5 protein-coding genes are annotated in these 14,457 nt (G+C 59.9%); 4 read left to right on the plus strand and 1 reads right to left on the minus strand.

Going from position 1 to position 14,457, the window contains the following annotated elements:
- Nucleotide 1 precedes the first annotated feature (1 nt).
- The 4 genes from hypBA1 (at nucleotide 2) to BLLJ_RS01105 (ending at nucleotide 13,293) form a co-directional block, all read left to right on the plus strand.
- Nucleotides 2-1,978: a beta-L-arabinofuranosidase gene (hypBA1, locus tag BLLJ_RS01090; RefSeq protein WP_013582351.1), complete on the plus strand. Its 1,977-nt coding sequence runs from the start codon at nucleotides 2-4 to the stop codon at nucleotides 1,976-1,978.
- Between the two features lie 698 nt (nucleotides 1,979-2,676).
- On the plus strand, nucleotides 2,677-8,508 hold the full coding sequence (hypBA2, locus tag BLLJ_RS01095; protein ID WP_013582352.1) for a beta-L-arabinobiosidase HypBA2: 5,832 nt from the start codon (nucleotides 2,677-2,679) through the stop codon (nucleotides 8,506-8,508).
- A gap of 104 nt (nucleotides 8,509-8,612) precedes the next feature.
- Nucleotides 8,613-12,329 (plus strand): OmpL47-type beta-barrel domain-containing protein, encoded by a 3,717-nt coding sequence (locus BLLJ_RS01100; protein WP_013582353.1) that lies wholly within the window; start codon nucleotides 8,613-8,615, stop codon nucleotides 12,327-12,329.
- A 130-nt stretch (nucleotides 12,330-12,459) separates the two neighbouring features.
- Complete coding sequence (locus BLLJ_RS01105) at nucleotides 12,460-13,293, plus strand: YggS family pyridoxal phosphate-dependent enzyme (protein ID WP_013582354.1); 834 nt, start codon at nucleotides 12,460-12,462, stop codon at nucleotides 13,291-13,293.
- 75 nt (nucleotides 13,294-13,368) lie between these two features.
- Here BLLJ_RS01105 and BLLJ_RS01110 read toward each other — a convergent pair whose 3' ends face one another.
- Nucleotides 13,369-14,382: a ribose-phosphate diphosphokinase gene (locus BLLJ_RS01110; RefSeq protein ID WP_007056506.1), complete on the minus strand. Its 1,014-nt coding sequence runs from the start codon at nucleotides 14,380-14,382 to the stop codon at nucleotides 13,369-13,371.
- Between the last annotated feature and the right edge of the window lie 75 nt (nucleotides 14,383-14,457).

Here is a 14,457-nt window from a genome sequence, read left to right on the forward strand (position 1 = left end):
CATGAACGTTACAATCACTTCCCCGTTCTGGAAGCGGCGTCGCGACCAGATTGTCGAATCCGTCATCCCCTACCAGTGGGGCGTGATGAACGACGAGATCGACACCACGGTGCCCGACGACCCGGCCGGCAACCAGCTGGCTGACAGCAAAAGCCATGCGGTTGCCAACCTGAAGGTTGCCGCCGGCGAATTGGACGACGAATTCCACGGCATGGTGTTCCAGGATTCCGACGTCTACAAGTGGCTTGAGGAAGCCGCCTACGCATTGGCATACCACCCGGATCCCGAGCTCAAGGCGCTGTGCGACCGCACGGTCGATCTCATCGCCCGCGCTCAGCAGTCGGACGGCTATTTGGACACTCCGTACCAGATCAAGTCCGGCGTATGGGCCGACCGCCCGCGCTTCAGCCTGATTCAGCAGAGCCACGAGATGTATGTGATGGGTCACTACATCGAGGCCGCCGTCGCCTACCATCAGGTGACCGGCAACGAGCAGGCCCTTGAAGTCGCCAAGAAGATGGCCGACTGCCTGGATGCCAACTTCGGCCCCGAAGAAGGCAAGATCCACGGCGCCGATGGTCATCCTGAGATCGAGCTCGCCCTCGCCAAGCTGTATGAAGAGACCGGTGAGAAGCGTTATCTGACGCTTTCCCAGTATCTCATCGACGTGCGCGGTCAGGATCCGCAGTTCTACGCCAAGCAGCTCAAGGCGATGAACGGCGACAACATCTTCCATGATCTCGGCTTCTACAAGCCCACCTACTTCCAGGCCGCCGAACCTGTGCGCGACCAGCAGACCGCGGATGGCCACGCCGTGCGCGTCGGCTACCTGTGCACTGGTGTGGCCCATGTGGGCCGACTGCTCGGCGATCAGGGGCTGATCGACACTGCCAAGCGTTTCTGGAAGAACATCGTCACCCGTCGCATGTATGTCACCGGCGCGATTGGTTCCACCCACGTGGGCGAGTCGTTCACCTACGACTATGATCTGCCGAACGACACGATGTACGGTGAGACCTGTGCTTCCGTGGCTATGAGCATGTTCGCCCAGCAGATGCTCGACCTCGAGCCCAAGGGCGAATACGCCGACGTGCTGGAGAAGGAACTGTTCAACGGTTCCATTGCCGGCATCTCGCTCGACGGCAAGCAGTACTACTACGTCAATGCACTGGAGACCACGCCTGACGGACTGGATAACCCGGACCGCCACCACGTGCTCTCCCACCGCGTCGACTGGTTCGGCTGCGCCTGCTGCCCGGCCAACATCGCCCGACTCATCGCCTCCGTGGACCGCTACATCTACACCGAGCGCGACGGCGGCAAGACCGTGCTGAGCCACCAGTTCATCGCCAACACAGCCGAATTCGCTTCCGGCCTGACGGTCGAGCAGCGTTCGAACTTCCCGTGGGATGGCCATGTGGAATACACGGTGAGCCTGCCCGCCAGCGCCACTGACAGCTCGGTCCGTTTCGGACTGCGCATCCCCGGCTGGTCGCGGGGCTCCTACACGCTGACCGTGAACGGCAAGCCCGCAGTGGGCTCACTGGAAGACGGCTTCGTATACCTTGTGGTCAACGCCGGCGATACGTTGGAGATTGCGCTCGAGCTCGACATGTCCGTCAAGTTCGTGCGCGCCAACTCCCGCGTGCGCTCCGACGCCGGCCAGGTGGCCGTTATGCGCGGTCCGCTGGTCTACTGCGCCGAACAGGTCGATAATCCCGGTGATTTGTGGAACTATCGTCTGGCCGATGGCGTCACCGGTGCGGATGCCGCTGTGGCTTTCCAGGCCGACTTGCTGGGTGGAGTCGATACCGTTGATTTGCCGGCAGTGCGCGAGCACGCCGACGAGGATGACGCGCCGCTGTACGTGGATGCCGACGAACCGCGTGCGGGCGAACCCGCGACGCTGCGCTTGGTGCCGTACTACTCGTGGGCCAACCGCGAGATAGGCGAGATGCGTGTCTTCCAGCGTCGATAAATATCGGCGATATGCCGGCCTGCGCGCAACTGGCCGGCAAAAAAATACTTATGCCGCCATCGTCTGTAATAAGTCGATGACGGCATAGGCCGGATGTCAGTATCGATTGGAGCCGAAAACACATCCGGGGAATGAGGTCTCCTGTGCGGGGTAATACCCGTGCAGGAGATTATTTTTTAATTATATGCTCCTGCTGTGAGAGCTGTCGGCGGAGTCGACTGAGGGTGGTCATAAGCGGTACCGTGTAAGCCACCCTCAGTCTCGCTTTGCGAGCCAGCTCCCGCCAGCGGGAGCCTGTTGGTTCCTGATTCAGCGAGGCTGAATCGGCGCGCCGTAGGTACTGCGACACGGCGAAACGCAGCAATGCTCTAATGCGAAAGTAAATGCGAAAACTGAGAAATTGCCGGGTTTTTGTTGTGTAAGATGGTTGATATCGCTGAGGGAAAGTTGCGAAACCGTATTCGCTCGGTTATGATGTGGAATCAGCTTCGGTGAATTGCTCCAACCGTGATATCCATGGCGGATATCACACCAGATTCACTGAAGATACTCATTCCGGTGAACCCAATAGCCAATAAAGGAAACTGACGGAGAACGGGCTCTGCGGCCCAGCATCCACAGAAGAAGTCCTGGTCGCATAGATGCGACGTAGCCTGAGCGAAGACGCGAAAGACCGGGGCGGAGAGGTCCAAGCAGGAATGCATCACTCAACACGAAAGCGGTGGCTTGCGTCAATCGGCGCGGTTGCAGCGGTCGCCACACTGGCCACCGGCGGTGCAGTCACCGCGCAGGCAGCCGATGCGCCCGTCATCAAGAATGCGGATGTGGCATATCCGTCGTTCAAGGGATCTGATGATCCGATGAAGACGGCGGCGAACAACACCACATATAACCCTGCCGTCAGCTATCTGCAGGAGACATTCGATAACGACGTGAAGAACCTGGCCGGCATCGACACCGACCATGACTTCTGGATCGATAAGATTCTCACCCGTACTGGTGCACAGCCAACTGGTAAAGGCACGAACGACAAGGGTGCTTACTCGTATGAAGGCTCCGACGGCAACAACTACCTGTTCACCCGTGGTCGCGCCGCCTACATGTACACGCACACGCCTAATCAGCTCGGTTTTGTGGGTGATACCGCCTACTGGGACCAGACCAGCAGGAGCGGCTTCACCGTTACCGTAAACGCTGATGGATCAAACCAGACCCTTAACGAAGACGCCTCCCAGCGCAAGCAGACGCCGAGCTACTTCACCTCCCTGTTCCAGACCGGTGGCAAGAGCCTCAAGATCAAGGAAGTCAAGTACATCACCTACAACAACGTGATGGTTGCGAACCTCACCGTGGAAAGCACGCAGGACCGCGATGTCACACTGACCACGGCCTCGCCGTTCGCCGCCGAGGGTGCTGATGGTGCCACCGAACTTACTGGCCGCGTGAACGTCAAGAACAACCTGACGACCATCTATCCGCGCTTCTCCGCCAACAACCAGGACGGTTCCAACTGGATCGTCAGCGGTGGCAAACTCACCAGCACGTTGAGCCTCAAGGCCAACGAACCGCAGACCGTCAAGATTCAGCTCGGCCTGATCGCCAACGAACTGCCTGACTCCACCAAGGAATATGAGGCCCGTTACACCGGCGACCTTAAGGATGCTGCCGCCTCCTACAAGGATTCCGTGACCACCTACAACAAGTGGTGGGTCGATAACGCTCCCTACGTGGACACTCCGGAAGACAATATCGATAAGACCGTGGTCTACCGCTGGTGGCTGAGCCGTTTCAACATGCTCGACGCCAACATGCCTGGCAACACCTTCCAGTACCCGACCTCCATCGAGGGTGTGCTCGGCTACAACAACCAAATCGTGCTCACCTCCGGCATGTTCATGATGGACACCAAGTGGTTCCGCAACCCCGAGTACTCCTACGGCACCTGGCTTTCCGCCGGCGATACCGCCAAGAAGAGCAAGGCGGGCTATTACTACTACCACGACAATCCGGGCGACCCGGCCAACTGGAACCATAGCTACACGCAGTACATCACGCGCGCCGGCTGGGACTCCTACAAGGTGCACGGCGGTCCGTCCACCGTGGCCGAGGAGCTGGCCGACCAGGGTGCCGAGGACGTGCAAGGTCTACTCGCTTCCAAGAGCGAGCCGGACAACAACGACAACCAGAACAACAATGACAACAGCTTGATTGACTGGTCCTGGTGGTCGATGACCGGTAACGATGCCGACGCCGTTTCCTTCTCTGAGCCGGGTCGCTCCGGCCAGCGCATGGATCGCGCCGATGGTTCCGCCAATATGTGGGCCAACGCTAACGCGGCTGCTCAGGCATACAAGGCTGCTGGCGATACCGCCAACGCCGAGAAGATGCAGGCCATCGCCGACAAGATCCAGAAAGAAGTCACCACTGAACTGTGGGACAAGTCCGACAACCTGCTCAAGCACAAGTGGCTGAACGACGGTGCTTTCGCCAAGTACAAGGAGATCAATAACTACTACCCGTACTCCGAAGGCCTGATGCCTACCGGCAACGAAGATTACAACAAGGCTCTGCGCCTGTTCGAGGATTCCAACGAGTTCCCGATCTTCCCGTTCTTCACCGCCAACCAGGCGGACAAGGCGGCGCTGAACTTCCCCGGTTCCAACAACTTCTCCATTATCAACGCACAGCCGCTGCTGCAGGTCTATTCAGCCGGCATCCGCAATTACGATGCAGCCAAGAATGGCTACATCACCAATGAGCAGTTCAAGAAGCTGCTGTACTGGGTGGCGTTCGCGCACTACCAGGGCGGCGATAACAACTACCCTGATCAAAACGAGTTCTGGAACGAGGACAACAACAACGTCGGCGATGTAAACGGTGACGGCGTGATCAACAACCTCGACAAGAACCTTGACGCCGCACAGAACGGCGGCAAGATCACCTACCGCTCCTGGATCCACCACACCCAGCTCGGCACCACGAACTGGACGATGGTCGAGGACGTAGCCGGTATGGTGCCGCGCGAGGACAACAAGATTGAGCTAAACCCGATCGAAATCCCCGGTTGGAACTACTTCACGGTAAACAACCTGCGCTACCACGATCAGGATGTCTCCATCGTATGGGACAAGGACGGCAGCCACTACGGTGGTCCTGCTGGCTACAGCCTGTACGTGGGCGGCAAGCTCGCCTTCACCTCCGACAAGCTGGCGCACCTCATCTATGACCCGGCTGCGGGAACGGTCGAGGTCAAGGACGATTCCAGTGCCCAGGTTACCGTCGGCGCCGAAGCCGTCAAGAACGTGAAGGCCGCCAATCAGGTTACCTTCAATGCCGATCAGCGCGTGACCGACCTGTTCGCCAAGTCCGGCACCAACGTCGACTCCGCCTCCAAGTCCACCACGAACGTGGCCAAGGACGCGGACGTGACCGGTACCACCTACGCCGAGAAGGACACCAACTACCCGGCCAAGAACGCGGTGGACGGCAAGACCGTGATGGAATCGTTCTGGGGTACCAAGGGCTCTGAGAACAAGACCGACACGCTCAATATCAAGTTCAAGGACGGCAAGCAGAAGATCGACGACATCCGCTTGTACTTCTACCAGAGCTCGTCCAGCCAGACCATCTCCGGCTATGCCGAGCCCGCCAACTACAAGTTGGAGTACCAGAAGGATGACGGCACATGGGCCCCGATTGCGGATCAGGTGCGCACCCCGAACTACGCGGGCGCGAACTACAACCGTATCCAGTTCACTCCGGTGGAGACCACGACCATCCGCGTCACCTTCACGCCGCAGGCCGGCATGGCCGTCGGTGTCAAGGAGATCGAAGCCTACAACACCGGTATCAAGGCTGACGGCACTTCCGAGAACCAGACTCCGCAGGTGGATGCTTACGTGTCTTCCAGCACCTCATCTGGTGCCAAGCTCGTCGGTACGGTGAAGGATGACGGTCTGCCCGCAGAAGGCGACGTCACCACCACATGGTCCCAGGTCTCCGGTCCGGAAGGCGGTACTGCGAAGTTCGTGGACGCCTCCGCTGCCAGCACCACCGTCACCTTCAACAAGGAGGGTGACTACGTCCTGAAGCTCACCGCTTCCGATGGCGAGAAGGAAGGCTCCAAGGAAATCACCGTTCACGGCATCCCCTCTGACGGTACCGTGAACGTAGCCCCGCAGTCGAGCGCCTCTGCCAGCTACACCAACGGCTACCAGCCGAAGGACAACGCCAAGAAGGTCATCGACGGTCAGGTGGTATACGCCAACACGCCGAACGAGACCTGGAACAACTGGGGCGACTCCACTGGTGTGGAGCCGTGGCTGCAACTGAAGTGGGCCGGCAAGGTGCCGCTGAAGAAGGCCAAGGTCTTCTTCTGGACCGATGGCGGTGGCGTGCCGATGGTCTCATCTTGGAAGCTCCAGTACGCTGACGCTGACGGTAACTGGCAGGATGTGAAACTGGCTGACGGCCAGTCCTACACGGTCAACCGGAACGAAGGCAACGAAGTGAAGTTCGCCGACGCCGTCGAAACCGACAAGCTGCGCGTGGTCTTCCCGAAGGGCGCCATCGTGGGTGCTTCCGAGTTCGAGGCGTACGCCATCGAGCCGGTGAGCGTGGACGAAGTCAACCGACTGGTGCAGACCGGTTCCAAGGCTGATGATCTGAAGCTGCCATCCACCGTGAGCGCCGTATACACCGACGGTTCTCGCCGTGACCTCGCCGTCACGTGGGGTAAGGTGACCGACGCTCAGCTGGCCGCCGATGCCGTATTCGATGTCAAGGGCACCGTCGCCGGTGCGCTGAACGGTACGGTTGCACACATCGCGGCTCGTTCCGATACCGCATCGCAGACCGTGGGTAATGCGCAGCCGGTTGAGCAGACCGTCTACCAGAACGCCAAGTCCATCGACCTGCCCGCCACGGTTCCGGTGAAGTTCCCGAACGGATACAACGACGACCGCAAGGTCACGTGGAAGGATGCCGACATCAAGGCCATCGACCTGACCAAGGTTGGTGACTACGAGGTGGCTGGTACCGTCGACGACGGTTCATCTTCCGCAGCTGCCAAGCTCACTGTCCACGTGGTTGCCGACCCGAACGGTTCCTCCACTCCGGAGCCTGAGCCTGAGCCGTTGGTCGGTTGGATTGAAGGCAAGGCGACCAGGACCACCATTTCGCCTGATTCCGAGGCGACCTGGTCACCGGCCGAAGGCAAGCTCAACGACGGCGTAGTCGTCGATGATACTTGGCCGACCACGGATGATCAGAACGTCAACGACAAGGTCTGGGGTTCTTGGGGCAAGGCAAAGGACGGCATGTACGCCCAGTACGACTTCGGTCAGTCCGTGACCATTGACCAGAGCCGCGCCCAGTTCTGGGCCAACTTCGCTGAGACTGACGATTCGAAGGGTGGTCTGGAAGTCCCGGACGCTTGGAAGATTCAGTACCTCGCCGAGGATGGTTCTTGGAAGGACGTCGAGCCCACCGAGGATTACACCGTCGTGCGTAATTCGCCGGCTTCTCGTGCGGATACCGATGCCAAGGGTTGGAGCGCTGTGACCTTCAAGCCGGTCACCACCAAGTCGCTGCGACTCGTGCTCACTCCGTACACCGGCAGCAGCACCTTCGGGGCCGCCGTGGCCGAGTGGGGCGTGCATGGTATTGACGGCACCGAGCCTGAACCTACCCCGGTCGACAAGACCGCGCTCGAGTCGGCTCTTGACACAGCCAACGGCCTCGATGCAAGCCGCTACACCGCCGCTTCATGGGCTGAGTTCCAGCAAATCATTGACGCTGCCCAGGCTGTGTACGACGATGCCAACGCCACCGCAGAACAGGTCGCCGAGCAGGTGACCAAGCTCGAGGACGGCCAGAAGGCACTCGTTGCGCTCGCCACCGACGTGGAGAAGTCCACGTTGCAGGCGGCCATCGATGCGGCCAAAGCCGAGGCCGCTTCCGGCAAGTACACGGATAAGAGTGTCGAGGCCTTGAACAAGGCCATCGAGGCTGCGGAAGGTGTGCTCAAGGTCGGTGAGGTCGGTGAGGTCACTCAGGCCGCCGTCCAGGAAGCGTCCGCTTCGCTGAACAAGGCCGTCAAGGCCTTGGAAGAGAAGCCCGCCGCCGAAACGGTGAAGAAGGAGTCCCTCGAGGCTTCCATCGAGCAGGCCAAGAAGGCTGACAAGTCGAAGTACACCGAGGAGGCATGGCAGGCTCTGCAGAGCCAGATTGCCGCCGCTCAGAAGGTGTACGACGACAAGGATGCCAAGCAGGCCGATGTCGATGCCGCACAGGATGCCCTTGACAAGGCATTTTGGGCCACCAAGGTTGAGCAGAAGCCCGGCTCCCAGCAGCCTGGTGTGACCGACACTGATAAGGATGATAAGGACAACAAGGGTGATCGTGTGCCTCCGACTGGTGCCGCGGTTTCCGTAGTTGCTGCGGCTGCCGTGCTGCTCACCGCCGCAGGCGTGACCATCCTGAAGCGTCGCCAGTCCGGCGACCACGGTTCGGCTCGCCACTCGGCCTGACCCGCAACGGAGTCATTCTGCCGAGTGAGCCCCCTCACAGAGGGGGCTCTAGCCTTTTCCTTCTACCCATCATTACTCTTTTCACTCACTCAATGAGGAGCACTATGAGTTTCCATGTATCCGCGCAATCGGTTCGCGCGGTGGCCGGTGGACTCGTCGCCGCAGCGACATTGCTGTCAGGCCTTGCCCTTGCGCCGACCGCAATGGCCGCCGATTCAGCCACCGCTGACAACGCGCCCAGCGTTGCCGGTCACGCGTATAACGAACTGCCGTATAACAATCCTGATGTCACCGTCACCCAAATCGACAATAGCGCACTGCCCAGCTACATGCGCAACCCCATCGGGCAGAACGAGGGTATTGACACCCCGAACGATCTTTCGCAGAACTACTACTCTGCAGATGCATCCGCGCTGAGCTATGACGGCAAACTCTTCGTCTTCACCGGTCACGATGAGGCTTCGCCCGACTACGGCTCCTTCAACATGAAGGACTGGGGCGTATACGTCACCGATGAAGACGGCCTGAATCAAGGCAAATGGACACATTACAAGACCATCGCCAAGGCAGGCCTGTTCAGCTGGGCCACCGGCGATGGCGCGTACGCCGGCCAAGTCGTAGCCGACGATAACGGCACCCCGAGCGACACTTCCGATGATTGGTTCTACTACTACGTGCCGGTGAAGGACAAGGCTTCTGAGGCGGCTGGACAGGACCCGTTCGCCATCGGCGTGGCCAAGTCGAAGAGTCCGCTCGGCCCGTGGAAGGATGCCATCGGCAAGCCGCTGCTCACCACATCGCAAACCCAGATTGAAACCATCGATCCGGCATTCTTTGTGGACGAGGATGGCACCGGATATTTGCACTTTGGTACGTTCGGCACTCAGCTCGCCATCAAGATGAAGAAGGACGCCACAACCGGCCGCACCTCATACACCGAGGTGGAAACCAAGGCTGATGGCACCACGCCGAACCTCCACACCATGAAGGACGCGGACAGCAACGCGAACGGCCCGAAGGGATTCTTCGAGGCGGCGTGGGTGTTCCGTAAGGGCGATACCTATTACAACGTGTACGACGGCGGTAAGCCCGGTTCGGGCACGGCCACCTGCGTGGAATCGAACTATCAAGCTTGCATCCAGTACTCCACTTCCGACAGCCCGCTCGGCCCATGGAAGTACCAAGGCGTAATCGTGCCTTCTGGCTCGGCCACCACGATGCACCCCTCGGTGCTCCAGTTCGGCGACAAATGGTATGTGACCTATCACACCGGCGACAAGGAAGGCGGCACCGATTTCCGCCGTGCCGTGTGCATTGATGAAGTCGATTGGACCGCCGACGGCCAGATGGTTTCCACCGCCCATCCAACCAAGGCCGAGAAAACGCAGCCCTCCACCAACGTGGCTCCGTACGCAAAGGTGAGCGCCACGTTCACTGAAACGCCTGCTTGGAAGGGTTCGGTGAACGACGGCCGTGTGTTGCAAACCGCTGTGGTCCCGCCGAATCACTGGACCAACTACCGTTCTATCCCGCAATCGCAGTCCGGCGATTCTCTGGTCTACCAATGGGATGGCACTGTGCGCGTCAACTCGTCTAAGGTTTGGTTCGACGTGGATTCCAACGCTCTGCGCGCGCCCGCCTCGTGGAAGATTCAGTACTTGGACGCGGACGGCACATGGAAGGATGTCACCAACCCGAGTGCCTATACAACGACCACAGGCAAGGCCAACCCCAACGCCGTCACCTTCGATGCGGTGACCACTACTGCCTTAAAGCTCGACATGACCGGTCAAGCTGTGGATGGCGGCTATGCCTCCGTGGCCGTTGCTGAATGGGAAGTCGGCTCCGACTCCAGCGAATCGCCGGCAATCACTGCGCCGAAGAGCGTGACCACCGCCACCGGTACTGCGCCTACTCTGCCGGCCACAGTGGATGTGAAGTACGGGAACCCAACCGTTGCCTCCCCAGTAATTTGGCGTCCAGTTGATGCTTCCTCGTATGCCAAGGTCGGTTCGTTTACGGCCTACGGCGTGGTCGCCGGCGTGCCCGGTGAGGCAAGCGAGCAGGGCAATGTGTCGGTAAATGTCACCGTGCAGGACGGCTACCAGCCTGCCGCTGATACCACGAAGCCGACTGTAACCGTTGCCGTTACTGCTAACGCAGGCAATAGCGAGTGGCTCACCACCGCTCCGTTCGCCACCGTGCAGGCCACGGACGACACCGCACCTATCGCCAAGCTGGAGATTTCCGCTGATCAAGGCAAGAGCTGGACCACCATCGACGCGAATGCAAACGCGGCCATTGCCACGCTTTCCCAGCAGGGCGATGTCGAAGTGTGGGCTCGCGCCACCGATCAGGCCGGCAACGTTTCCGACGTGGCCAAGGCCGGCGGCAAGGTGGACTCCGCCGCGCCAACCGTGACCGCCGCCGCCGATAAGGAGGAGCGCACGCTGACCTTGACCGCTGATGACGGCACCGGTTCCGGTGTCGCATCAATTGAATACCGCATTGGCACAGACGGTCAATGGGCCACGTACAGCAAGCCGATTGCTGCACCGAGCGCGTCGCGCGCCACCGTGTACTACCGCGCCACCGATAAGGCCGGCAACGTGTCCGCTTCGGCGAAAACCGACATTCCATCCGACACTTCCGTGCCGCTGACCGGCTACATTGAGGGCGATGCCACCGCCACCGATGTGGACGGCAAGGCATCCGGCTGGGTCAAGGGTGCCGCCGCGTTGAACGACGGCAAGATCATTCCCGATATCACCATTGCCAACGAGGATGTCTGGGGCACTTGGCCCAACACCGGTGAGATGCGCCTCGACTACGAGTGGGACCGTGAAGTGACTATCGACTCTAGCCGCGTGCAATTCACCTCGGATGATGGCGGATTGGGTATTCCGGCATCGTGGGAATTGCAGTACTGGGACGCCTTGGCGAACAACGGTGCCGGCAACTTCGTGGATATTCCCGACGCCACCTACACTGTGACCGCCAATTCACCGTCTGCTGGCTGGGCCACCGGCGATGCCAAGGGGTGGTCTGATGGCACGTGGAACACTCCGGTCAAGACTACCAAGTTGCGTATGGTTATCACGTCCGGCTCGGCTTCTCCGGCTGTTGCCGAATGGCAGGTTCATGCCATTGACGACAGTACGCCTGAGCCGCCTGAGCCCACACCGATCGACAAGACCGAGCTCAAGCAGGCGCTCGCTGACTCGCCTAAGGCTGACGATGCCTCCAAGTACACCGAGACTTCATGGGCGGAGTACGCGGCGGTATTGGATTCGGCGCAGCAGGTGTATAAGGCTGAGGATGCCACCGAAGCTGCGGTGGTGGATGCCGCAACCCAGCTGAAGCAGGCAGCGAAGAAGCTGGTGCTTGTAGCTACGGTGCAAGATCGTGCCGCGCTGAGCGCTCAGCTCGATGCCGCTGCTGCCGTGGATCGCACAAAGTGGACTGATGAATCGCTGGCCGTGCTTGATTCGGCAGTCGCTATGGCGAATGCGCTGACGAGTGATGGTCAGGCCGCCCAGTCTGACGTACAGGCTGCGACTGAGGCAATCAGCGATGCCATCGCGGGTCTGGTTGAGAAGAGCACCACGAAGCCTGGCCAGGGTGGCGATAAGCCCGGTTCCGGCACGGACAAGCCCAACCAAGGCAACGATTCCAACCAGAACAAGGGTGATGCAGACTCCGGCAAGCACAAGAAGATACCTGACACCGGTGCAGCCGTGCTTGGTGTTGGCATCCTCGCCGTGGTACTTGCTGTTGCGGGTGTAATCATCCTCAAGCGCCGCAAGTCCGGTACCTGCTAGTCCCACTCGCTCGGCCTAGCATCACCAAGCCCCCGCGCATGAACAGCGGGGGCTTCACTTTTGTTCAATAACAAGCATTATGTGCGCGTATGAGACTACGATGGTGGGGAATCTACGAACAGGGGCAGCAATGACGGCATACATGGACCATAAGGATCTCGCCAACGAAGTTATCGATCAGGCGCGCGCACAAGAGATTACTGATGGTGTGCATCGCGTGCTTGACCGGATTGCCTCAGCGGAGTCCGCAGCCGGGCGTGCTGCCGGTTCGGTCCAATTGCTGGCTGCCACCAAGACGCGCGATGTCGGCGAGATTCTGGCGGCTATCGATGCTGGTATTCGCGTGATTGGTGAGAATCGTCCACAGGAGATTACTGTCAAGGCTGACGGTCTGGCAAAACGACTGGGGGAGCGTGGTTATTCGCTAGGCGTGATTGATGCCGCTGAGGCTGACACGGCCAATGCCGCAGCTGCAACGCATATTCCTTTCCATCTCATCGGCCAATTGCAAGCCAATAAAATCGGCAAGGTGCTGCCGGTAGTGGACACCATCGAATCCGTGGATTCCATCGAACTGGCGGAAAAGATCGCCCGCCGTGCCACCATGCGCGGCATCACGGTCGGCGTGTTGCTGGAGGTGAACGAATCCGGCGAGGAATCGAAGTCCGGCTGTGCGCCCAGCCACGCCATCGACTTGGCCCAGCGCATCGGTGCGATGGGCGGACTGCGCTTGCAGGGATTGATGACCATTGGCGCCCATGTGGATGATGAGCGCACGATTCGTGCGGGCTTCGCGCATCTGCGCCGCACGCGCGACCAGATTATTGCCTCCGGTGCCGAAGGCACGGCCGACTGCACCGAACTGTCCATGGGCATGACCCACGACATGACCTACGCCATCGAAGAAGGCTCCACCATCGTGCGCGTCGGCACCGCCATCTTCGGCGAGCGCGCCTTCATCTGATTGGAGCTATACGAAAAAACGCCGCTTGATCAATAGCCAAGCGGCGTTTTTTCGTAAGGATTTTCGGCGTATCAATCACGCATAGATATTGCGCGGACGCATGTCCTCGGGCAGGCCGTCGAGCAGAATCGCCACGGAACCTTCCTCGAACACGGAGCGAATACCCGCGGCCAGCAGCGGTGCGCAAGACAGTACGGTCATATTCGGCAGGCGCTTCTCTTCGGGAATCGGCACGGTGTCCATAAACACGATTTCATGCGCGCCGCAGTGAGACAGGCGCTCCACGGCCGGGCCGGAGAGCAGGCCATGGGTGGCGACCAGCGTCACCGACTTGGCGCCGGATTCGTTCAGGGTGCGCACGGCTTCGCAGATAGTACCGGCGGTATCGACCATGTCGTCGATGACCACGCAGTCGCGGCCGTCGACATCGCCGATAATGCCATGTGCCTCGGCATGGTTCGGACGAGTAATATCACGCTGTTTGTGGATGAATGCCAGCGGCAGATTGCCTAGCTTGGCGGCCCACTGTTCGGACACCTTGATACGGCCGGCATCCGGGGACACGATGGTGGTGTTGCCCAGATCAAGGGTGGAACGCACGTAATCGAGCAGCACCGGCATGGCGGTTAGATGATCGACCGGACCATCGAAGAAACCCTGCTCCTGAGCGGCGTGCAGATCGACCGTCATAATGCGGTCTGCACCGGCGGCGTGGAACAGATCGAAAATCAGACGGGCGGTGATGGGCTCACGACCGCGGTGCTTCTTATCCTGGCGCGAGTAGCCGAGGAAGGGCGCCACCACGGTAATCGACTTGGCGGAGGCGCGCTTCAAAGCGTCGATCATGATGAGCTGTTCCATGATCCACTTGTTGATATCGCCCGAATGACACTGCAGCACGAACACGTCCGCACCACGCACCGGTTCGGTGAAACGCACGTACATCTCGCCATTGGCAAAGTCATAGGACGTGGTTTCGAGGATTTCGGTTCCCAAACATTCGGCCACCTTCTCAGCTAGCTCGGGGTAGGCGCGGCCCGTGACCAATACGAGTCGTTTATCCGGAGTGCCTTCAAGAATCGCCGACATGCGTTCGCATCCTTTGTTTGAGTCGCTGTGTGATTTACGCCTTAACCAGTGTACAAGCACCCCGCCGCAGCGAAC

This window comes from Bifidobacterium longum subsp. longum JCM 1217 (genome assembly GCF_000196555.1).
Classification (GTDB): domain Bacteria; phylum Actinomycetota; class Actinomycetes; order Actinomycetales; family Bifidobacteriaceae; genus Bifidobacterium; species Bifidobacterium longum.